This window comes from Haloferax gibbonsii ATCC 33959 (assembly GCF_000336775.1).
GTDB lineage: Archaea > Halobacteriota > Halobacteria > Halobacteriales > Haloferacaceae > Haloferax > Haloferax gibbonsii.
The window spans coordinates 95,939-115,330 of sequence record NZ_AOLJ01000024.1 but is presented as its reverse complement, the minus strand read 5'-3'; the positions used below and the strand labels follow the sequence as shown (position 1 = coordinate 115,330).

The 19,392-nt window shown below is 68.4% G+C and carries 20 protein-coding genes and 1 pseudogene; 8 read left to right on the top strand and 13 right to left on the bottom strand.

The genetic code is table 11. From position 1 onward, the window contains the following. Positions 1 to 46: 46 nt before the first annotated feature. From dinB to aroC, 5 genes and pseudogenes are all read right to left on the bottom strand, one after another. Positions 47 to 1,375 (bottom strand): DNA polymerase IV, encoded by a 1,329-nt coding sequence (gene dinB, locus C454_RS15900; protein ID WP_004977241.1) that lies wholly within the window; start codon positions 1,373 to 1,375, stop codon positions 47 to 49. A 121-nt stretch (positions 1,376 to 1,496) separates the two neighbouring features. Continuing rightward, positions 1,497 to 1,885, bottom strand: a pseudogene (locus C454_RS15895) (winged helix-turn-helix transcriptional regulator). Positions 1,886 to 2,003: 118 nt separating this feature from the next. Further along, entirely contained in the window at positions 2,004 to 2,942 is a 939-nt protein-coding gene (locus C454_RS15890; RefSeq protein WP_004977240.1) for a thiamine pyrophosphate-dependent enzyme, read from the bottom strand. Positions 2,943 to 2,945: 3 nt separating this feature from the next. Continuing rightward, positions 2,946 to 4,841: a 2-oxoacid:acceptor oxidoreductase subunit alpha gene (locus C454_RS15885; RefSeq protein WP_049905225.1), complete on the bottom strand. Its 1,896-nt coding sequence runs from the start codon at positions 4,839 to 4,841 to the stop codon at positions 2,946 to 2,948. A 199-nt stretch (positions 4,842 to 5,040) separates the two neighbouring features. Continuing rightward, positions 5,041 to 6,198, bottom strand: coding sequence for a chorismate synthase (gene aroC, locus C454_RS15880; protein ID WP_004977238.1), 1,158 nt, complete (start codon positions 6,196 to 6,198; stop codon positions 5,041 to 5,043). Positions 6,199 to 6,304: 106 nt separating this feature from the next. On the opposite strand from aroC, the gene C454_RS15875 reads away from it, so the two are divergent. Further along, a complete protein-coding gene (locus C454_RS15875; RefSeq protein ID WP_004977237.1) occupies positions 6,305 to 6,823 on the top strand; it encodes a DUF6653 family protein in 519 nt (172 codons plus the stop codon). Here the strand turns inward: C454_RS15875 and C454_RS15870 are convergent. After that, positions 6,812 to 8,053, bottom strand: a complete 1,242-nt coding sequence (locus C454_RS15870; protein ID WP_004977236.1) for an alkaline phosphatase family protein — start codon at positions 8,051 to 8,053, stop codon at positions 6,812 to 6,814. The two genes, C454_RS15875 and C454_RS15870, sit on opposite strands and share 12 nt — an antisense overlap. A gap of 63 nt (positions 8,054 to 8,116) precedes the next feature. After that, positions 8,117 to 9,409 (bottom strand): 3-phosphoshikimate 1-carboxyvinyltransferase, encoded by a 1,293-nt coding sequence (gene aroA / locus C454_RS15865; protein WP_004977235.1) that lies wholly within the window; start codon positions 9,407 to 9,409, stop codon positions 8,117 to 8,119. Between the two features lie 300 nt (positions 9,410 to 9,709). On the opposite strand from aroA, the gene C454_RS15860 reads away from it, so the two are divergent. Next, positions 9,710 to 10,885, top strand: coding sequence for a M24 family metallopeptidase (locus tag C454_RS15860; RefSeq protein ID WP_004977234.1), 1,176 nt, complete (start codon positions 9,710 to 9,712; stop codon positions 10,883 to 10,885). A 61-nt stretch (positions 10,886 to 10,946) separates the two neighbouring features. On the opposite strand, the gene C454_RS15855 is transcribed toward C454_RS15860, so the two are convergent. Then, positions 10,947 to 11,468 carry a hypothetical protein gene (locus C454_RS15855; protein WP_004977233.1) on the bottom strand — a complete coding sequence of 174 codons (522 nt, stop codon included), beginning with the start codon at positions 11,466 to 11,468 and terminating at the stop codon, positions 10,947 to 10,949. 168 nt (positions 11,469 to 11,636) lie between these two features. Beyond that, positions 11,637 to 12,482: an SDR family oxidoreductase gene (locus tag C454_RS15850; RefSeq protein WP_049905224.1), complete on the bottom strand. Its 846-nt coding sequence runs from the start codon at positions 12,480 to 12,482 to the stop codon at positions 11,637 to 11,639. 145 nt (positions 12,483 to 12,627) lie between these two features. On the opposite strand from C454_RS15850, the gene C454_RS15845 reads away from it, so the two are divergent. From C454_RS15845 to C454_RS15830, 5 genes are all read left to right on the top strand, one after another. Next, positions 12,628 to 13,440 (top strand): prephenate dehydrogenase/arogenate dehydrogenase family protein, encoded by an 813-nt coding sequence (locus C454_RS15845; protein WP_004977231.1) that lies wholly within the window; start codon positions 12,628 to 12,630, stop codon positions 13,438 to 13,440. 88 nt (positions 13,441 to 13,528) lie between these two features. Next, a complete protein-coding gene (locus tag C454_RS15840; protein WP_004977229.1) occupies positions 13,529 to 14,932 on the top strand; it encodes a small ribosomal subunit Rsm22 family protein in 1,404 nt (467 codons plus the stop codon). Positions 14,933 to 15,016: 84 nt separating this feature from the next. Further along, positions 15,017 to 15,808: a 5'/3'-nucleotidase SurE gene (surE, locus tag C454_RS15835; RefSeq protein WP_004977228.1), complete on the top strand. Its 792-nt coding sequence runs from the start codon at positions 15,017 to 15,019 to the stop codon at positions 15,806 to 15,808. A 55-nt stretch (positions 15,809 to 15,863) separates the two neighbouring features. Further along, positions 15,864 to 15,992 (top strand): hypothetical protein, encoded by a 129-nt coding sequence (locus C454_RS21140; RefSeq protein ID WP_275039253.1) that lies wholly within the window; start codon positions 15,864 to 15,866, stop codon positions 15,990 to 15,992. A 140-nt stretch (positions 15,993 to 16,132) separates the two neighbouring features. Further along, the gene (locus C454_RS15830) at positions 16,133 to 16,357 is read left to right on the top strand and encodes a hypothetical protein (protein WP_004977227.1); all 225 of its coding nucleotides are present in this window, start codon (positions 16,133 to 16,135) and stop codon (positions 16,355 to 16,357) included. Positions 16,358 to 16,361: 4 nt separating this feature from the next. On the opposite strand, the gene C454_RS20930 is transcribed toward C454_RS15830, so the two are convergent. Then, entirely contained in the window at positions 16,362 to 16,610 is a 249-nt protein-coding gene (locus C454_RS20930; RefSeq protein ID WP_193363462.1) for a hypothetical protein, read from the bottom strand. Positions 16,611 to 16,694: 84 nt separating this feature from the next. On the opposite strand from C454_RS20930, the gene C454_RS15820 reads away from it, so the two are divergent. After that, complete coding sequence (locus C454_RS15820; RefSeq protein ID WP_049905223.1) at positions 16,695 to 17,501, top strand: aminoglycoside N(3)-acetyltransferase; 807 nt, start codon at positions 16,695 to 16,697, stop codon at positions 17,499 to 17,501. 84 nt (positions 17,502 to 17,585) lie between these two features. Here C454_RS15820 and C454_RS15815 read toward each other — a convergent pair whose 3' ends face one another. The 3 genes from C454_RS15815 to C454_RS15805 form a co-directional block, all read right to left on the bottom strand. Further along, a complete protein-coding gene (locus tag C454_RS15815) occupies positions 17,586 to 18,011 on the bottom strand; it encodes an OsmC family protein (protein WP_004977224.1) in 426 nt (141 codons plus the stop codon). A 112-nt stretch (positions 18,012 to 18,123) separates the two neighbouring features. Further along, the gene (locus C454_RS15810; RefSeq protein ID WP_233510312.1) at positions 18,124 to 18,690 is read right to left on the bottom strand and encodes a LysE family translocator; all 567 of its coding nucleotides are present in this window, start codon (positions 18,688 to 18,690) and stop codon (positions 18,124 to 18,126) included. Between the two features lie 205 nt (positions 18,691 to 18,895). After that, positions 18,896 to 19,363 (bottom strand): GNAT family N-acetyltransferase, encoded by a 468-nt coding sequence (locus tag C454_RS15805; protein ID WP_004977221.1) that lies wholly within the window; start codon positions 19,361 to 19,363, stop codon positions 18,896 to 18,898. Positions 19,364 to 19,392: the final 29 nt, after the last annotated feature.

Sequence of the window (19,392 nt, the reverse complement as noted above, 5' to 3'; positions counted from 1 at the left end):
CTCGGAGGCCATAGTTCCTCCCCCTCGCACCGTCGCATCGGAAGACTCAGTCGAACTCGACGAGCGACGACTGGCCTTCGTGCGAGCGGGTTTTACCCCCGTCGTTCGGGGGCTCGTCGTCGCCGGCGTCGTCGCTGGTATCGTCGCTGGCGCCGTCGCCGACGCGATCGTCTGAGATGTCGTCGCCGCCGGCCCCGGCCGACTCCCAACCGTCGAGGCTCGACTGGTCCGCGTCCGCGAACGAGAGCTTCGAGACGCGGACGCCGAGCTTTCGGACGGTCGTCTCTTCGAACTCGGCGTCGAGTAAGTCGAGCGCGACCGACTCGACGAGTTCCGGGTCGTCTACGGGGCCGGAAAGCGACGTGGCCCGCGTGTTGATGTCGAACGGCGGGACGACCACCTTGATGCCGATGGTCCGGTACATCGCCCCGCGGGAGTTCGCCCGGTCGGCCACGTCGGCCGCGAGGGCGCGGACGACCTCTCGCTTGTCCTCGATGTCGTCGGTCGGCTCGGTGAACGCCGACTCCCGCGAGAGGCTCTTGGGCCGGCCCGTCGGCGTGACCGTCCGGTCGTCGTAGCCGCGGGCCCGCTCGTGGAGTTCGCGGCCGCGGGAGCCGAACTCGGCTTCGAGGACCGAGGCGTCGGCCTCGGCGAGGTCGCCCGCCGTCTCGATGCCGAGCGAGCCGAGCTTCCGAGCCGTCACGGGGCCGACGCCGTGGACCTCCTCGACAGGGATGGGTGCGAGAAAGGACCGCACCTCGCCGGGGCGGACGACGACCAGCCCGTCGGGCTTGTCGAAGTCGGAGGCGATTTTCGCGGTCGACATGTTCGGCGCGACGCCGATGGAGGCCGCGACGCCGACCTCACGGGCGATGCGCTGTTTCACGTAGCGGGCGAAGCCCTCCGCCAGCGTCCGGTCGCCCGAGGCCGCGAGGTCCCACGCGGTCCGGTCGGTCACGTCGAGGTAGGCCTCGTCGATGCTCACCTCGCGAACCACGTCGGCGCAGTCGTGGAGAATCGCCTTCACGTCGGCGGCGACCTCCTTGTAGAACTCGAGGTCGACGGTGCGGTAGTGGCCCGCCGCCGCGGGGTCGCCGTCGGGGCCGAGGCCCTCGATTCGCGGGAGGCGTTCGAGTGCGGTCGAAATCGGCTGGGCGCTCTCGACGCCGAACTCGCGGGCCTCGTAGCTCGCCGTGGCGACCGCGCCGTGGCCCTCGCCGGGTTCGTAGCCCATGCCCACCACCACCGGCTCGCCTTCGATCTCGGGCTCGCGCAGGCGCTCGCAGGCGGCGTAAAAACAGTCCATGTCGACGTGAAGGACGATGCTGTCGGGGCCGTCGTCGGCGGTCGTGCCCGGCAGCGTCTCCTCCGCCATGGTAGAGGTGACGGGCGCGACGTACCTGAAGCTTCAGATAGCGCGGCGAAAGTAAAGCGACGGGGAAGGACGCGGCGGGTCGGTCGCGGCGGGTCGGTCGCGGCGGACGAAATCGGTCGCGTTACTTCAGTCGCTCCTGCAGGAACGAGGGGTGTGCGGCCGTGACGCCGTCGATAGACAGAATCTCGTCGGAGATGACGTCGCCGAGGGAGTCGCCGTCGACGGCGCGGACCTCGGCCATCAGCATGTGGTCGCCGGAGGACGNGTGACCTCGACGTAGCGCTCGCTGGTCGCGTCGATGCCGACCATGGCGATAGACTGCCCGGCGAGTTTCTTCGGGTCGATGTCGGCCGAGTAACCGATGATGACGCCGTCGTCCTCGAGTTTTCGGATGTACTTCCGAACCGTCGGCTTCGACACGTCCGCCCTGTCTGCGATCTGGGCATACGACGCCTTCGCGTCTTCCTCCAAGACCGCGAGGATGCGTCCTTCCGTGGACGTGGTTTCCATGCCCGTTGGTTTTCCGACGGGAGAAAAATATCTTGCGAATCCGAAAAGGGTTCTCGGTCACATCGAACCGGCGCGGCCGCCGGCCGTGAACCGAGCGCCGACTACCGCGTCGTCGGCGTTACTTGTGCTTGTCGAGGAAGTTGTCGAACGTCCGCTCCCACTCGTAGGAGTCGTCGAAGTAGCGCTCCGCGAGCGGCTCTTCGGGCATCTCGCCGATGCGCTGTTTCTCCTGCTGGTAGGACGGGCGGTCTTCGTCGACGTAGTACCGGCCGGTGAGGACGGTGCCCTCGTGGAGGGCGTTCTCCGTCTCGAACATCATCTCCGAGGCCTCCGAGCGGTTCGTGTTGTCGAACTCGTAGTCTTCGGAGTCGTTGATGTCGATGTACGGGACGTACTGACGGGCGTCCTTGTTCCACGTCGGACACTGCGTGAGGAAGTCGACGTGGGAGAAGCCGTCGTGCTGGATGGCTTCCACGATGATGTCCTTCGCCTGGTTCGGGTTGACGGCGGCCGTCCGCGCGACGTACGACGCCCCGGCGTTCAGGGACATCGAGAGCGGGCGGAGCGGCGTCTTAGCCGAGCCGTGGGGCTGGGTCTTCGACTTGTGACCCATCGGCGACGTGGGCGAGGTCTGGCCCTTCGTGAGGCCGAAGATCTCGTTGTTGAACACGATGTAGGTGATGTCGTGGTTCTCACGAGCGGTGTGCATGAAGTGGTTGCCACCGATGCCGTAGCCGTCGCCGTCGCCGCCGGCGGCGACCACGGTCAGACCGGGGTTCGCCAGCTTCGCGGCGCGGGCGATGGGCAGCGAGCGGCCGTGGATGGTGTGGAACCCGTAGCTGTTGAAGTAGCTGTTGAGCTTGCCGGAACAGCCGATACCGGTCGTCACCATCATCTCGTCGGGCGAGAGGCCGAGTTCGGCCGCCGCGCCCTTGAGCGCCTTGAGGACACCGAAGTCACCGCAGCCCGGACACCACGTCGGCTGGGGTTCGAGTCCGGGGGTGAACTCGTTTTGGTCCTGCTCCGTTTCTTCACCGATTGCGCTGAATGCACTCATGATTTATTCACCCACCTTGGGGACGAACTTCGTGCGGTTGTCTGGGAGCTCCTCGCCTTCGAGGAGCGCCGTCTCGAAGCCCTCGACGATGTCGGCGGGCTCGAACGGGTTGCCGTTGTACTTGAGGAGGCTCGACATCTGGTCGCCGTAGCCGCCGAGTTCCTTGGAGATGAGTCCGCGGAACTGGGCGGAGGCGGTCATCTCGACGACGAGCGCCTCGTCGACGCTGTCGAGGAAGTCCGCGACCTGCTGTTTCGGGAACGGCATCATCTCGGAGACGCCGAGGACCTTGACCGAGTGGCCCTTCTCGTTGAGAACGTCGGCGGCCTCTTCGACGGTGCCCTGCTGGCTGCCGAAGGTGATGAGGCCGAGGTCGGCGTCTTCGTCGCCGTAGACCGTGTTGAACTCGCCGTCGGCGTCGAGTTCGGCGCGGATGTTGTCGACCTTCTGCATGCGGCGGTTCATCTGCGCGACGCGGTTCTCGGGGGACTCCGAGATGTGACCCGCGGGCATGTGCTCGTTACCCGTGGCGAGGTAGCGACCGCCCTTCTGGCCCGGCAGCGAACGCGGCGAGACGCCGTTTTCGGTGTCGTGCTGGAAGCGCTGGTACTTGCCGGAGTCGTCGTGCGGCGCGTCTTCGAGTTCCGCTTCCGTCAGGACCGAACCGAGGTCGGCGTTCGGCTCCTCGTCGAAGACCGACGCCGGGACGTTCGAGAGTTCGCCCCCGAGCTTCTGGTCGTAGAGGACGATGGACGGAATCTGGTACTCGTAGGCGATCTGGAACGCCTTGCGCGTCTGGTAGTACGCCTCGGCGGCGGTCCCGGGCGCGAAGACGATGCGGTGGGAGTCGCCCTGCGAGGTGTACAGGACGTGTTCGAGGTCGGACTGCTCGGGCTTCGTCGGCATGCCCGTCGAGGGACCGGCGCGCATGGCCTCGACGAGGACGAGCGGCGTCTCGGTAATCTCCGCGAGACCGAGCGGCTCGGACATGAGCGAGAAGCCGCCACCGGAGGACCCGGACATCGCCTTGACGCCCGCGTGGGAGGCACCGATTGCCAGCGCGGCCGCGGCGATCTCGTCCTCCACCTGCTCGGAGATGCCGCCGAGTTCGGGGAGGTTCTGGGTCATGATGGTGAAGACTTCCGTCCACGGGGTCATCGGGTAGCCCGCGATGAAGCGGCAGCCTTCGTCGATGGCACCGTACGCGATGGCGTCGGAGCCGGAGAGAAGCACCTGCTCTTCGTCGTGTTCGCCGGTCGGCGCGGACACGTCGGGAGCCTCGACGTCGTACTCCTCTTGGACCATCTCGTAGGCGTCGTCGAAGACGGTCAGGTTCGGTTCGAGAATCTTGTCCGGCATCGCGTCCGACATCAGGCTCTTGATGACGTCGGGTTCGATGTCGGCGATGGCGCACGTGACGGCGACACCGGCGGTGTTGCGCATGACCTCGCGACCGTGTTCGCGGGCGATGGTGCGCAGGTCGATGTCGTAGACGTGCCAGTTGTTCTCCTCGACGCGCTCGTCGAAGTCCTCGATCTCGGAGGCGTCGAGCAGACCGGAGTCGTAGACGATGACGCCGCCTTCGTTGAGTTCGTCGAGGTTCTCCGAGAGCGGCTTGATCTCCTCGTTGCCGTAGTAGGCACCTTCGCTCGGGTTGCGGGCGAAGGAGTCACCGAGCGCGAGGAGGAAGTTGTACCCGTCGCCGCGAGACTTGACGGGGTCTGCGCTCACGCGCACTTCGGTGTACGTGTGGCCACCGCGGATGCGCGATGGATAGTGGCGATGCGTGAAAACGTGTAGCCCCGCTCGCATCAGGGCTTTGGCGAAGTTCTGGCTCGTCGAGGCGATACCGTCACCGGAACCCCCTGCGATCCGCCAGATAAGTTCGTGGTCAGTCATATGTTGAGCTCACGGCCCCGCTGGGGCGCTACCTGAAAAGTTGGGGAGGGTCCGATTAAAGACTTTGCTATGGATTAACAAGGAAAGATAATGAAGGACTTAATATTGTTAAACTGACTCACCCTCCCACCGTCAAAAGTGGACGAACGGGCTGTCACGCCCGCCGAATAGAGTGAACGATAACGCGGAATCGGATTCGCTACTCGTTGTCCGGACTGGACGGGTGGTACGGCGTGTCGTACTCGCCGGCCTGCCCGTCGAGGCGGTCGGGGTTGATGCGTCCGCCGAGGAGCATGAAGTCGAGGATGGTCACGTAGAGCATCGCCTCGACGACCGGGACGCCGCGGGGCGGGAGGACGGGGTCGTGCCGGCCGACGACCTGAATCTCCTTTTCCTCGCCGGTCTCCCAGTCCACGGTCCGTTGCTTCTTCGGGATGGACGTGGGCGCGTGGAGCGTCAGTTCGCCGTACACCGGTTCGCCGGTCGTGATGCCGCCCTGGATGCCGCCGTGTTTGTTGCCGACCGGACGGGGGTCGCCCTCCTCGTCGAACTCCCAGTTCTCGTTGCGGTCGTGGCCGGTCCACTCGCGGGCCTCGCGGCCGAGACCGAACTCGAACGCCGTCGTCGCCGGCACCGACATGAGCGCCTGCCCGAGTCGGGCCGAGAAGGAGTCGAACCGCGGCGCGCCGAGGCCGCGAGGGACGCCCTGCGCCTCGAAGTATATCGAGCCGCCGATGGAGTCGCCTTCCTTCTGGTACTCCTCGATGAGTTCCTGCATCTCCGCCGCGGTCTCGGGGTGCGCACAGCGCACGTCGTTTTCCTCCGTGTGCTCGCGCAGGTCGTCGAAGGAGACCTCCGGCGCTTCCACGTCGCCGATCTGGTTCACGTGCGCCTTCACCTCGATGTCGTAGTCGCTCTGCTCGATGACCTGCTTGGCCACCGCGCCGGCGGCGACCCAGTTCACCGTCTCGCGCGCGGACGAGCGCCCGCCGCCGCCCCAGTTGCGCGTGCCGAACTTCGCCGAGTACGTGAAGTCGCCGTGGGAGGGCCGCGGCGCGGTCACGTAGGGCTCGTACTTGCCCGAGCGGGCGTCCTTGTTCTGGACGACCATCCCGATGGGCGTGCCCGTCGTGTAGCCGTCCTGCACGCCGGAGTTGACGACGACGGCGTCCGGTTCGCCGCGGCTCGTCGTAATCATCGACTGGCCCGGCTTCCGTCGGTCCAGTTCGTGCTGCACGTCTTCGACCGAGAGCTCCACGCCGGCGGGACAGCCGGACACGGTGACGCCCATCGCGTCGCCGTGGCTCTCGCCGTAGGTGGTCATCCGAAAGAGACGACCGAATTCGTTGCCGTTCATTACCCGACCCTCGGGTGGCCGCCCATTTAGTGTTTGTAGAAAGGCGCAATCGTGGGCGGTGGTTCGGCGACCCCACGTTCATGGTCGACGACGACGAATCCGCCGTATGGAACCGACGCCCCCCACCGGCCCCGCCGCCTCCGACTCCGACCCCGACTCCGACGCCCCGTCCGGACTCCGCGGCCGCTTCGAAGCGACGTTCTGGGAGCGCCACGCCAACCCGTGGAGCGCCGGCACGCGAATCCTCGTCTATCCGGTGTTGATGTACGCCGTCTACCGACGGGACCGCCGGCTCTTTCTCGCCGCCGTCGCCTTCACCGCGATTAACCCGGTGTTGTTCCCGCGGCCCGCGCGCACGGACAACTACCTCAGCCGAATCGTCCTCGCCGAGCGCGAGTGGCTCGACGCCGAGCGCGGGACGATGGGCCTCGACTACCCGAACGTGCTCAACGTCCTCAACGTCCCGGTCACGCTCTACGCCTTCGTCTCGGCGATTCGGCGCAGACCGGTCGGCACGCTCCTCGGTACGCTCGGCGTGATGGTTCTCAAGCTCTGGTGGGTCGACGCCGTCGTGAGAGAGACGGGCGTGACGGGCCGCGGACCCGACCCCGACTCACCGGAGTGAGTCCAGCGTCGCCGTGGCGAACGGAATCAGCATCTCGTCGGGGTGGAGTCCGCCGTGCATGCCGACGAAGCCGAGGTTCCCCGGCTCCTCGTCGCCGTACCAGACGCCGAGGTCGCGGTGGACGACCACGAGGTCGCCGAGTCGTCGCTCGAACGTCGGCGAGGGAGCGGGGCCGAACAGTTCCCGCTCCAGCACCTCGCGCTTCCGGAACACCCGCGCGTCCAACTCGGTCGTGAGCAGGTCGGAGACCGGTTCGATTCGGTCGTCTCGCAGGTGGAGGTGGACGTTTCGCGGACTCCCCGAGAACCGAATCGGCGTCCCGTCCGTGAGCGTCCGCAGGTCGGAGACGAGGTCGAACGGCGTCTCCGAGAGGTCGGGGTTGCGCTCGGGGTCGGTGTCGACGAGGCCGTGGTCGGCGGTGAGACAGACGAGCGTCTCGCCCGCGTCGTCTTCGTCGGTCGCTTCCGCGAGCGTCGCTATCGCGTTCTCCACGCGGGCGAAGGTCTCTGCGGCCGTCTCGCGGTACGCCTCGGAGTCGACGCCCTCGGCGTGCGCCACCGCGTCGGTCTGCGGGAGGTACGCGAAGACGTACGACGGGTCCGCGGCCGACTCGGCCGCCTCCGCGAAGGCGTCCGAGAACGTCGAGAGGTCCTCCGGGTCGTAGGTGTGCGCGACCGTCTCCTCGGACGGGAACGGCGTGACGTGGTGCGTCTCGACGCCCGCGGCGGCGAGGTCGGGATAGACGCTCTCGCAGTCGGCCACGTCGGCGCGGTCGATTCGCTCCGGCTGGGTGCCGTCCTTCCGGAGGAAGGGCAGCGCCTCGAACATCTCGTCGGCGTCGGGGTCGTAGACGTTCCAGCCGACGACGCCGTGTTCCGACGGCAACGCCCCCGAGTGGAACGTGTTCATCGCGGCGGCCGTCTCGGAAGGGAAGACCGTGGTGAGCGGGGTGACGCGGCCCGCGCGCTCGAACTCTCGGAGGAAGGGAATCCGGTCGCGCTCGCCGTCCCACTGGGCGAGGCCGAAGCCGTCGACGAGGAAGACGACCACCCGCGACACGTCGTCGTAGTCCGCGGTCGCTTCGGCGGGGAGCCGCGGCCCGGCGTCCGCGCCGAGCAGGTCGGCGACGGTCCCCGGAATCCGCGAGAAACACCAGTCGTCGTAGGCCGGCAGGAGATAGTCGCCGTCCGACTGTCGCTCGCGGAGCGCCTGCGCGTCGGCGTCGAACATACACGGTCGGCGTCCGGGCGGGCGAAAAAGGTACCGTCCGGAAGTTGAACCGAATGCGTCCGCTCAGTTCTCGGTCACGTCGGCGCCGAGGTCGGACATCGCCTCGAAGAAGTTCGGGAACGACACGTCGACGTGCTCGCTGCCCGCAATCGTCGTCTCGCCGTCCGCGACGAGGCCGGCGACCGCGAGCGACATGACGATGCGGTGGTCGCCGCGACCGTCGACCGCCGCGCCGACGAGGTCGGTCTCGCCGCCGTGAATCGTGAGTCGGTCCTGTTGTTCGGTGACGTTCGCGCCCATCTTCGCGAGTTCCTCGGCCATCGCGCTCACGCGGTCGGTCTCCTTGAACCGGACGTGCTCGCAGTTCTCGATGACCGTGTCGCCGTCGGCGATAGCCCCGAGGACCGCGATGGTCGGGAGCAGGTCCGGCGTGTCGCCCACGTCCACGGTCGTGCCGGTCAGGTCGGCCGCGGAGACGGTCAGTTCGCCCGCGTCCTCGTCCCAGTCGACCGTCGCGCCCATGTCGCGGACGATGTCGACGATGGCGCTGTCGCCCTGTGCGGACGGGCGCGCGCCCTCGATGACCACGTCTTCGCCCGCAGCGCCCGCGACCGCGCCGGCCGCGAGCAGGTAGGAGATAGACGAGAAGTCGCCGGGGACGCTGTACGCGCCGCCCTCGGGGGCGTACGACTGGCCGCCGGGGACCGAAAAGCCGTCGTCGGTCCGGGTCGCTTCCACGCCGAAGTCGGCGAGGAGTTCGAGCGTGATATCGACGTACGGCGAGGACTTGAGCTCGGTCGTGAGTTCGACGTCGATGCCCTCCTCCGTGACCGCGCCGGCCATGAGGAGCGCGGTGATGAACTGCGAGGACACGTCGCCGGGAATCTCGACGGTGCCGCCGGTCATGCCGTCGCCGACGACGAGCGGGGCCTGCCCGTTCCGGCGCGTGCTCTCGGCGCGGCCGTCGAGGTCGAAGACGGCGTCGAGGAGCGGGCCGTGGGGCCGCGAGCGGAGCGAAGCGTCGCCCGTGAGGACCGTCAGCCCCTCGCCGAGGGCCGCACAACCGGTGACGAGTCGCATCGTCGTCCCCGAGTTCTCACAGTTGACCACGTCGTCGGGCGTGCCCGGGCGGCCGCCGAAGCCGGCGACCTCGACCGTCTGTCCGTCGCGGTCGACCGACCCGCCGAAGGCCTCGACCGCGCGCATGGTCGCCTTGGTGTCGGCGCTGACGAGCGCGTCGCGGACGACCGCCTCGTCGCTGTAGCCCGCGGCGAGGACGGCTCTGTGGGTGTAACTCTTCGACGGCGGCGCTCGGGTGCGTCCGGCGACCCGAGACGGGGAGACGTGCGCGTCCATACGCGAGGGGTCGGCAGGGTCCGGTATCAGGGTACCGGACGCGGCGACGTTCTCCCGGACGCCGACGGGGCCGCGGTCGCTCGGTTTCTTGTTTGCCAACAAACATATATCGCGGGCGAGCGTACTGTGTTCGGGATGAGCGCCGCGGGCCGCGGCGCTCCGCCGCACCGCGCGCGCGACGAGTTCCGGCGGCCGATTCGCGGCGCGTCTCCTGCCCGAAGAGGCGTGTCGCGGAGTCGATACCGGAACCCGCCGACCGCGACGCGAGAGCTTTACTACCGGCCGGGCGAACCCCGGAGTATGGAACCCGATTTCTCACCGCTGGCCGAGTTCCTCGGCGACGAGTTCGACGGCTATCTCATCTCGGCCGACGGGAGCGACTCCAACCAGCTGTACCTCTCTGGGTTCGACGCGCCGGACCCGTACGTGACGCTCTACACGCCCGAGGGCATCCACCTCCTCGTCTCGACGCTGGAGTTCGGCCGCGCGAAGAAAGAGAGCCGCGCCGACACCGTCTCGCGGCTCTCCGACTACGACTACCGCGACAAGCACGCCGAACACGGGGCAGTCGTCGGGAAGGCGAAGACCGTCGCGGCGTTCCTCGCCGACTACGGGGTCGGGTCGCTCGCGGTCCCCGCGGACTTCCCGCTCGGCACCGCCGACGCCTTGCGCGAGGAGGGCGTCACAGTCGAGGCCGAGACCGACGACGTGCTCACGAACATCCGCGCGGTGAAGACCGACGAGGAAGTCGAGCACGTCCACGCCGCACAGGACGCCAACGAGGCCGCGATGCGCGCCGCCGAGGACCTCATCCGCGCCGCCGACGTGGCCACCGACGGTACGCTCACCTACGAGGGCGACCCGCTGACGAGCGAGCGCGTCAGGGAGGAAATCGAGGTCACGCTCCTGCGACACGGCTGCGCCCTCGACGAGACCATCGTCGCCTGCGGGGCCGACGCCGCCGACCCGCACGACCGCGGGAGCGGCCCGCTGCGCGCCGACGAGGCCGTCATCATCGACATCTTCCCGCGCGACAAGGAGACGAAGTACAACGGCGACATGACCCGGACGTTCGTGAAAGGCGAGCCGTCGCCCGAGATACGCGAGTGGTTCGACCTCACCGAGGAGGCGTTCGAGGCCGCCCTCGACGCCGTCGAGCCGGGGGCGACCGGAGCCGACGTCCACGACGCCGTCTGCGACGTGTACGAGGCGGCCGGCGAGAACACGCTCCGCGCCGACCCCTCGGCCGAAACCGGCTTCATCCACAGCACGGGCCACGGCGTCGGCCTCGACGTGCACGAACTCCCGTCGCTGAGCCCGAGCGGCGAGGAGCTTCACCCCGGTCACGTCATCACCATCGAGCCGGGGCTGTACGACCCCGAAATCGGCGGCGTCAGAATCGAAGACCTCGTCGTCGTCACCGAAGACGGCTACGAGAACCTGACGGAGTACCCGGTCGAACTCGTCGTCGAGTAGCCGGCGCGAGAGCGCGGAATCGAAACGAGCGCCGAATCCGAATCGGCGTCGGCGGAGAAAATCAGCTGTCGAGGGCGTTGTCGCCGGTCGAGCCGCAAGCGGCGGGCGCGTCGGTCCAGCCGGAGTTGGCCTCGCGCCACTGTTTTAGCAGGTCTTCCAGCGCATCGCCCGTCTCGGGCGTGAGCACGCCCGCTGCCTGCCGGACGACGGTCCCGTCCTCGATGAGGAGCGCGTAGATGTTGCCCTCGCCGAGCAGCCCGAGACGGCGCTGGAGCGCGGTCTTGTCCACCCGCGCGATGAGCGCGTTGTCGTGGGTGCGGCTCCGAGCGGCACCCGGCGACATTCCGCCGCCGGACATCGGTGGCATCATCCCGCTCCGTCCACCGAGGACGAGCAGTTCGTAGTACTCGAAGTGTCCGTACGTCTCGCACAACTCCGTTGCGAACCCGCGCCACGACCCGACCAGCGACTGCTGGCGGCGGTCGAAACTGATGAGCACGAGCGTCTGTTCACCCTCTAAGTCGTCCGGCAGGACGACTTTCTGGCCGCTCGTGTCTCGTGTCGGGAGGCGAGGGAACTCCATGGGCTAGGCGATTCTCCACCAGTAAATAAGTCTAATTGCCGATTCGACAAACCGTCGCGTCGAGAGGACTGTCTCTCTAGCTGCGACGACGTCTGAACCCATTGCGAGTGGTTTCGAGTTCATTCGATATAAACGCCCGCTCCCGAGTCTCAGCGCCGATAACCGGGGTCAGCGTTCGTATTCGGGGTCGAACAGTTGGGCCGACATCGGTCCCGGCTCGCTTCCCTCGACGACGGCGTACGAAGAGAGGTCGTCGACGCCCGCCTCGGACAGCAGTTCCTCGTCGTAGAACGCGTTGCCGGTGCAGTCGGTCGGGTCGCGCGAGAACAGCTCGGCGACGGCGTCGCACATTATCTGCGGGGTGCGCCAGTCCTCGGGCGTTCCCATCCCGAAGTGCCGGGTCGCCTCGGACTCGATGGCGGCGACCGGCCACAGCGCGTTCACGCCGATGTCGTCGGCGTCGAGTTCGCCCGCGAGCGACTGCGCGATGAACGTCATGCCGTACTTCGAGAGCGCGTAGGCGACCTTGCCCGGGGCGGGGCGGGCGGGCATCGGCGGCGAGAAAGTGACGACGTGGGCGTGGTCGCTCTCGCGGAGATGCGGGAGCGCGGCGTGCGTCGTCGCGTACGCCCCGCGGGCGTTCACGTCCATGAGGAGGTCGAACCGCTTCGGCGGCGTGTCCTCGAAGCCCGCGATGTGAATAGCGCCCGCGTTGTTGACGACGAAGTCGATGCCGCCGAAGGCGTCGACCGTCTCGTCGATCGCGGTCTGCACGGAGGCGTCGTCGCGCACGTCGAGTTGACACCAGATGGAGTCGCCGCCGCGCTCGCGTATCTCCTCCGTCGTCTCGACGATGGTCCCGGGGAGGTTCTCGCGCCCGTCGACGGTCTTGCCCGTCGAGACGACGTTCGCGCCCCGGTCGGCCAGGTCGAGCGCGATGGCCTTCCCGATGCCGCGACTGGTTCCCGTGATGAAGGCCGTCCGACCCTCGAAATCCACATCATCGAATGCCATAGTTTCCTATCGGTCATCGACCACTTGATGGTTCGTACACCGGGCGTCGGTTGAACGTGGTTTGCGGGCCGGGTGCAGGTGGGCGTCTCGCCACACCCGCCGCCACCGATTCCCTTTTGGCCGCTGCACCTCCACACCCGTACCGATGGACGTGCTCATCGTCGGCGCGGGCGCAATGGGACGCTGGTTCGGCCGCACCGTCGACGCCGACCTCGCGTTCGCCGACGCGGACCCCGAGAGCGCGGTCGCCGCAGCGGACGCGCTGGGCGGCCGGGCGGTCCCGCTGGACGGCGACGAGCGGTTCGACGTGGTCTGTCTCGCGGTTCCGATGCGACTCGCGGCCGACGCCGTCGCCGACAACGCCCACCGCGCGGACGCCGCGATGTGCGACGTGACCGGCGCGATGAAACCGCCGGTGGCGGCGATGCGCGACCACCTCCCCGACCGCGAGCGACTCAGCCTCCACCCGCTTTTCGCGCCGCACAACGCCCCCGGCAACGTCGCCGCCGTCGCCGACGAATCGGGGCCGAAGACGGACGCCCTGCTCGCCGACATCGACGCGGCCGGCAACCGCGTCTTCGAGACGACGCCCGAGGAACACGACGCGGCGATGGAGACGGTGCAGGCGGCCGCCCACGCCGCCGTTCTCGCGTTCGGCCTCGCCGCCGACGACGTGCGCGAGGAGTTCGCTACGCCGATTTCGGCCGCGCTCGACGAACTCGTCGCCTCGGTGTCCGGCGGCACCCCGCGCGTGTACGCGGACATCCAATCTTCGTTCGGCGGCGGGGCCGACCGCGTCGCCGACGCGGCCCGCGCGCTCGCAGCGGCCGACGACGAGGCGTTCGCCGACCTCTACCGGCGCGTCTCCCGCGGCGACACCGGAGTCGGCGCGGGTGCCGACCGCGTCGCCGACGACCGCACCCGCGACCAGACCGACAAGCACGACCCTATCGAGTGACGAGTGAAGGGAGACACCGACGCCGACGCCCCGTCGCGGGCCCGATTCCCGCCGCGCGGGCGACGGCGACTCGCTCCACAGCCCACCGATGATAGACAGAGACGCCGTCCGCGACAACGCGAAGTACCTCAGAAACGTCCGCCCCATCGACCCCGACGAGATAGCCGACTACATCGAGGGCGCGCCGCACCCCGCCGTGGTGAAACAGACGCTCCGCGAGGAGGCCCACGACCTCGGCCTCTTCGAGCGCGACGACGGCACGTTCGTCCCCGCGAACGACGACCCCGCGCCGTTTCAGAACTGGTCGCCCGCGGCCTTCCCCGACGACTACTCCTTCGCCCTCGAAGACCTGCTCATCGGGCGCTACGGCGCGAACTGGCACGTCGACGACTCCGGCGACCGCCTCCGGGAGCGCGTCCGCCAACTCAAGGAGGACTACTACCGGGGCAACCCCGTCGAGTACGACGAGGACGCCGCGCTCGGCTACGGGATATACCACCTTCCGGACTACTACGCCGCCGTCGGCTACGTCCTCTCGGACCTCGCCGAACGGAGCCTGCTCCCCCGTAATCCCCGCGTGCTCGACGTGGGTGCCGGAACCGGCGGCCCCGCGCTCGGTCTGCACGACTACCTCCCCGACGACGCCGTCGTCGACTACCACGCGGTCGAACCGAGCGCCTCCGCCGACGTGCTCGACCGGATGCTCGGCGAGACGCGCCGGAATTTCCGGACGACCGTCCACCGCGAGACCGCCGAGGCGTTCGACCCCGACGGCGAGTACGATATCGTCCTCTTCGCCAGCGTCCTGAGCGAGCTCGACGACCCGGTCGCGGTCGTCGAGAAGTACCTCGACGCCCTCGCCGACGACGGCGCAATCGTCGCCATCGCGCCGGCGGACAGAAACACGAGTATCGGCCTCCGCGAGGTCGAACGCGAGGTCGCGCCCGCCGACGGCGACGTGACCGTGTACTCGCCGACGCTCCGCCTCTGGGACGGCTACGCGCCCTCGGACCGGGGCTGGTCGTTCGACGTGAAGCCGGACCTCGACGTGCCGGGGTTCCAGCGCCGCCTCGACGAGGGTCGCGACGGCGACGAGGACGAGGGAACCTTCGTCAACGTGGACGTGCAGTACTCCTACAGCGTCCTCCGGACCGACGGCGAGCGCCGCCTCGACGTTCGCGGGAACCCCGCGCGGTTCGCCAAGATGGCCGAGATGGAGCGCCACGTCACGAACCGCATCGACCTGCTGGCGGTCAAACTGAGCCACGACCTCTCGGAGGGCAACAACCAGGTGTTCAAAATCGGCGACGGCAGCGAGGCGGTCGACCACTACGCCGTCCGCACGCGCGAGACCGTGCTGAACGCCGACGTGGCCGACGCCGACTACGGCGACGTGCTCGTCTTCGAGAACGTCCTCGCGCTCTGGAACGACGACGAAGAGGCGTACAACCTCGTCGTCGACGACGAGACGCTCGTCGACCGCGTCGCCTGAGCGGGGCGCGTCGGCCGCCGCCGTTCCTCGGGACACGTTGCGTCCGACGGGTGGCTTTTTGCGCGCTCCGTCCCCAGTCGGACCATGAGCGAACCCAGCATCCTCCTCACCAACGACGACGGCATCGAGAGCGTCGGCTTCCGCGCGCTCTACGACGCCCTCTCGGAGTTCGCCGACGTGACGGCGGTCGCGCCCGCGACGGACCAGAGCGCGGTCGGCCGGAAGATGTCCACCGACGCGGTCGTCACCGAGCACGAACTCGGCTACGCGCTGGAGGGGACGCCCGCCGACTGCACGGTCGCCGGCTTAGAGGCGCTGTGTCCCGACGTGGACATGGTCGTCTCCGGCATCAACAAGGGAGCCAACATCGGCGCGTACGTCCTCGGTCGGTCGGGGACCGTCAGCGCCGCCGTCGAGGCCGCGTTCTTCGACGTGCCCGCCATCGCCCTCTCGCTGTACGTCCCCGCCGGCGGCGACCTGCCGTGGCACGAGAAGGCGACCGACCCGCGGGACTTCCGCGAGGCGACCCACGCCGCGTCGTACCTCGTCAAACACGCCGAGCCGGCCGGCGTCTTCGAGCAGTGCGACTACCTCAACGTCAACGCGCCCATGCGCGACCCCAGCGGCGACCCGGCGGACATGCAGGTGACCGTCCCCTCGGAGCTGTACGACATGACCGCGGAGTTCGAAAACGGGACCGTGAAGCTCCACGACCGCGTCTGGGAGCGGATGCGAACCGGCGACATCCCGGACCCCGACGGCACCGACCGCCGGGCCGTCGTCGAGGGCCACGTGTCGGTCTCGCCGCTGACCGCGCCGCACACGACCCACCGCCACGAGGCGCTGGACGCGCTCGCCGAGACGTATCTGGAGTGAGCGCCTGAGGGCAACAAAACGTATATCGGCGGGGTCTGAAACCCCGACGAGACCGATGGCCCTGTTTCTCCAAGCCGCCGCCGAGTCGGGGAGCGTCACCGGCTTTCTCGCCACTATCGCGGTGCTGTTTAGCATCCCGCTCGTCATCCTCCTCCTCGGGCGACTGTTCGAGCAGTTCTTCTGAGGTCCGCGACTGCGGAACACCTGCCGACCGGACGGGACGGTTCATGTGGCGGTTCACGAGACGATTCACGTCACTGCACCTCCCACGCGACTCGACTTTCCACCGTCGCCTTTTCAACCCATTAGTGTGGGGTAGTTAACATGAGCCGCAACGAACTCAACGAGTATCTGAAACAGCGGCCGCTCTTGGGAGGTCTCTGGGTCGTCGCGGTGCTCGGTGTGGGTACGCTGCTGTGGCTGAAACTGCTCCGACCGGCGCAGTCGGTCGTCGACATCGTTTCGAACACCGGCTACCAGTTCGTCTTTCTCGTGATGGGCGGACTCTGTTACGTGGCCTTCGTCGGCTTCTCTCGGGCGGTGAACTGATTTCTCACTCCGCCGCCCGGCGACTGTCCACCAGCAGTTTGTACGCGAGGCCGACGACGCCGGCGAACACCGCGAGCGCCCCGGCGAGCGAGGCGAGGATTCCGAGAGCGAACATCAGTCCGAACCCGTAGCCCGCGAGGGCGACGCTCCCGACGGTCAAAAACACCCAGCCGCCGAGGATGACGGCAAAGAGCGCGATGGCGTCGTCTTCGGTCGCGTAGCGGAGAGCGTCGCGGGCGGAGACGCGTGACATACCGAACGCGTCGCCGAGGTCGGAGTTGGACCTTTCGGTCGACCGACACCAAAGATTGAATCCCGGGCCGGCCGACGGACGCGTATGTCCGAAGCAGATGCGGTCGAGCGCGTGGACGAGCCGGGAACCGTCGAGTCGCTCGCCGCGGACCTCCGCGCGCTCGGCGTCGCGGCCGGCGACACCCTCCTCGTGCACTCGTCGCTCAGTTCGCTCGGCTGGGTCGCCGGCGGCCCGCAGGCGGTCGTGGACGCACTCCAGACGGTGCTGACCGACGACGGGACGCTGGTCATGCCGACCCACACGGGCCAGTACACCGACCCGTCGGCGTGGGAGAACCCCCCGGTCCCCGACGGCTGGGTCGACGTCATCGGCGAGTCGATGCCGCCGTTCCGCCCCGACGTGACGCCCACCCGCGGGATGGGCGCGGTGCCCGAGTGCTTCCGCAACTACCCCGGCGTCGTCCGCAGCGAGCACCCGACGGTCTCCTTCGCGGCGTGGGGCGCGGCCGCCGAGGAAATCGCCGGCGGCCACGAACTCGACGACGGCCTCGGCGACGGGTCGCCGCTGGCGCGGGTGTACGACCGCGGCGGCGACGTGCTCCTGCTCGGCGTCGGCCACGGGAACGACACCTCGCTCCACCTCGCCGAACACCGCGCGGACTTCGAGAAGACGCGGACGACGGAGCGCGCGCCGCTGCTCCGAGACGGCGAGCGCGTCGTCGTCGAGTACGAGGACATCGAGGTCGAGACCGACGACTTCGAGGAAGTCGGCGAGGCGTTCGAGACGGCCGTCGGCGCGACCGAGGGCTCGGTCGCGGCCGCGACGGCGACGCTCCTCGACCAGCCCGCGCTGGTCGACTTCGCCGAAGACTGGTTCGAGTCGAACCGCTGAAGTGGAGTGCTGCGGCCGACTCGGTCGGCTCGCGACGACGGACGCGATGCTGGATTCGACGCGCCCGCTCGCCCGCTCGCCCGCTCAGGCGAGCGTCGCGGTCAGCGTGATTTCCGGTCCGGCGAGCGCCTTCGACACCGGACAGCTCTCCTTCGCGCGCTGGGCGAGTTCGGCGAACGTCTCCTCGTCGATGTCGGGCACGTCGGCGTCGAGCGTCAGGTCGATTCGAGAGATTTCGAAGCCGCCGCCGTCGGCCGGGTCGAGGTGCACGTCGGCCGATGTGTGGAGGCTCGTCGGCGCGTAGCCCTCGCCTTCGAGGAACGCGGTCAACTGCATCGAGAAACAGCCGGAGTGGGCCGCGCCGATGAGTTCCTCGGGGTTCGACCCGAGTTCGTCCTCGAACCGCGTCGGGAACGTGAACGTTCCCTCGACGGTCCCGCTCTCCGTCGAGAACTCGCCGCTGCCGTCTTTGCCACCGGTCCAGGTCGTCTCCGCTTTGTGCGTGGGCATCTCACGCACGCCTACGGTCGCCAGCGATATGGAGGTGACGACGAGGAGCGGTTCGAAGAAGGTCGGCGGGACTCGGCGGGGCTCGGCCGGAGCCGGGAGTCGGGGCGGGGCGCTACAGGCCGCTCCAGAGCGCGGCGACCCCGAACCCGACGATGACGACGCCCGCGAGTTGGTTCACCCGCCGGAGGACCGCCGGGGTGACTCGCTCCCGGACGCGGTCGACGGCGGCGCTCAGGACGAGCCACCAGAGCGCCGACCCGGCGAAGACGCCCGCGACGAGGACCGCCGCCGCCAGGTAGTCGCCCGAGACGCCGACGCCCAAGCCGGCGAAGATACCCACGAAGGCGAGTATCGTCACCGGGTTCGTCAGCGTCAGGAGGAACGTCGACCCGAAGTCGGCGACGAGCGTCCGGGGGTTCGAGTCGGGCGGTGCGACGGCCGACTGCTCGGTCGTCGGTGCCGACTCGACGGACGCCGGGTCGCCTCGAATCGACTGCAAGCCGATGTACAGGAGGATTACCCCGCCAGCGAGGGCGATTCCGTTACGGTGTCCGAGCAGGACCGACGAGAGCGCGGCGAGGCCGAACCCCGCGATGGCCCCGTAGACCGCGTCCGCGGACGCCGCTCCGAGTCCGCTGACGAAGCCCGAGAGACGGCCCTTAGAAAGCGTTCGCTGGATGCACAGGACGCCGATTGGACCGACCGGTGCGGCTATCGAGACGCCGAGAACGAGTCCGCGGACGAAGATTCCGATTGTGGTCGTTAATAGACATCACCTCGTGGCCGCTTCGATGCGTCGCCGGGTGATAGCTCTATCGCCGGGGGTCGAACGCGGACCGGTCCGGGGCGAATCGGATGCCGGCCCACCGGCCGAGACCTGCCAATCAATCGAGTTTCTGCGCGAACTCCACCTGCTTTTCCTCGAAGCCGGCGTCCTCGTAGAACGACCGCGCGCCGCGGTTGTCCCACTCGCAGGAGACCTTGAGGTGGTCACAGCCCGACTCGCGGGCCCGCCGTCTCACCTCGTCGACGACCGCCGAACCGTACCCTCGCCCCCGGTGGCCGTCTTCGACGTACAGGTTCACCAGCCGCGTGTATTTCGAGTACTCCCGCGAGGGGTGCTCGCCGAGCCGCGTCGTCGCGAACCCGACGACCTCGCCGTCGACCTCGACGAGGTACTCGGTCACGCCGTCGCTGTCGAGGTGCGCCCGGAACGGGTCTTCCGGCACGTCGGTCGAGGATTCGTAGACGAGCCCGTTGAGGTCGGCGTACCGCTCCATCTCCGTCGCGAGGTCGTACCACAGCTCGACGAGTCGGGGAACGTCGTCCGCCGTCGCTTCTCTCAGTCGCATCGGTCTGTCGTCCGTGGGGATGCCCGCCG

Excerpts from the sequence above, each read along its gene's own strand:
- dinB (WP_004977241.1), bottom strand. The coding sequence starts at position 1,375 with ATGGCGGAGGAGACGCTGCCGGGCACGACCGCCGACGACGGCCCCGAC.
- C454_RS15890 (WP_004977240.1), bottom strand. The coding sequence starts at position 2,942 with ATGAGTGCATTCAGCGCAATCGGTGAAGAAACGGAGCAGGACCAAAAC.
- C454_RS15885 (WP_049905225.1), bottom strand. The coding sequence starts at position 4,841 with ATGACTGACCACGAACTTATCTGGCGGATCGCAGGGGGTTCCGGTGAC.
- aroC (WP_004977238.1), bottom strand. The coding sequence starts at position 6,198 with ATGAACGGCAACGAATTCGGTCGTCTCTTTCGGATGACCACCTACGGC.
- C454_RS15875 (WP_004977237.1), top strand. The coding sequence starts at position 6,305 with ATGGAACCGACGCCCCCCACCGGCCCCGCCGCCTCCGACTCCGACCCC.
- C454_RS15870 (WP_004977236.1), bottom strand. The coding sequence starts at position 8,053 with ATGTTCGACGCCGACGCGCAGGCGCTCCGCGAGCGACAGTCGGACGGC.
- aroA (WP_004977235.1), bottom strand. The coding sequence starts at position 9,409 with ATGGACGCGCACGTCTCCCCGTCTCGGGTCGCCGGACGCACCCGAGCG.
- C454_RS15860 (WP_004977234.1), top strand. The coding sequence starts at position 9,710 with ATGGAACCCGATTTCTCACCGCTGGCCGAGTTCCTCGGCGACGAGTTC.
- C454_RS15855 (WP_004977233.1), bottom strand. The coding sequence starts at position 11,468 with ATGGAGTTCCCTCGCCTCCCGACACGAGACACGAGCGGCCAGAAAGTC.
- C454_RS15850 (WP_049905224.1), bottom strand. The coding sequence starts at position 12,482 with ATGGCATTCGATGATGTGGATTTCGAGGGTCGGACGGCCTTCATCACG.
- C454_RS15845 (WP_004977231.1), top strand. The coding sequence starts at position 12,628 with ATGGACGTGCTCATCGTCGGCGCGGGCGCAATGGGACGCTGGTTCGGC.
- C454_RS15840 (WP_004977229.1), top strand. The coding sequence starts at position 13,529 with ATGATAGACAGAGACGCCGTCCGCGACAACGCGAAGTACCTCAGAAAC.
- surE (WP_004977228.1), top strand. The coding sequence starts at position 15,017 with ATGAGCGAACCCAGCATCCTCCTCACCAACGACGACGGCATCGAGAGC.
- C454_RS21140 (WP_275039253.1), top strand. The coding sequence starts at position 15,864 with ATGGCCCTGTTTCTCCAAGCCGCCGCCGAGTCGGGGAGCGTCACCGGC.
- C454_RS15830 (WP_004977227.1), top strand. The coding sequence starts at position 16,133 with ATGAGCCGCAACGAACTCAACGAGTATCTGAAACAGCGGCCGCTCTTG.
- C454_RS20930 (WP_193363462.1), bottom strand. The coding sequence starts at position 16,610 with ATGTCACGCGTCTCCGCCCGCGACGCTCTCCGCTACGCGACCGAAGAC.
- C454_RS15820 (WP_049905223.1), top strand. The coding sequence starts at position 16,695 with ATGTCCGAAGCAGATGCGGTCGAGCGCGTGGACGAGCCGGGAACCGTC.
- C454_RS15815 (WP_004977224.1), bottom strand. The coding sequence starts at position 18,011 with ATGCCCACGCACAAAGCGGAGACGACCTGGACCGGTGGCAAAGACGGC.
- C454_RS15805 (WP_004977221.1), bottom strand. The coding sequence starts at position 19,363 with ATGCGACTGAGAGAAGCGACGGCGGACGACGTTCCCCGACTCGTCGAG.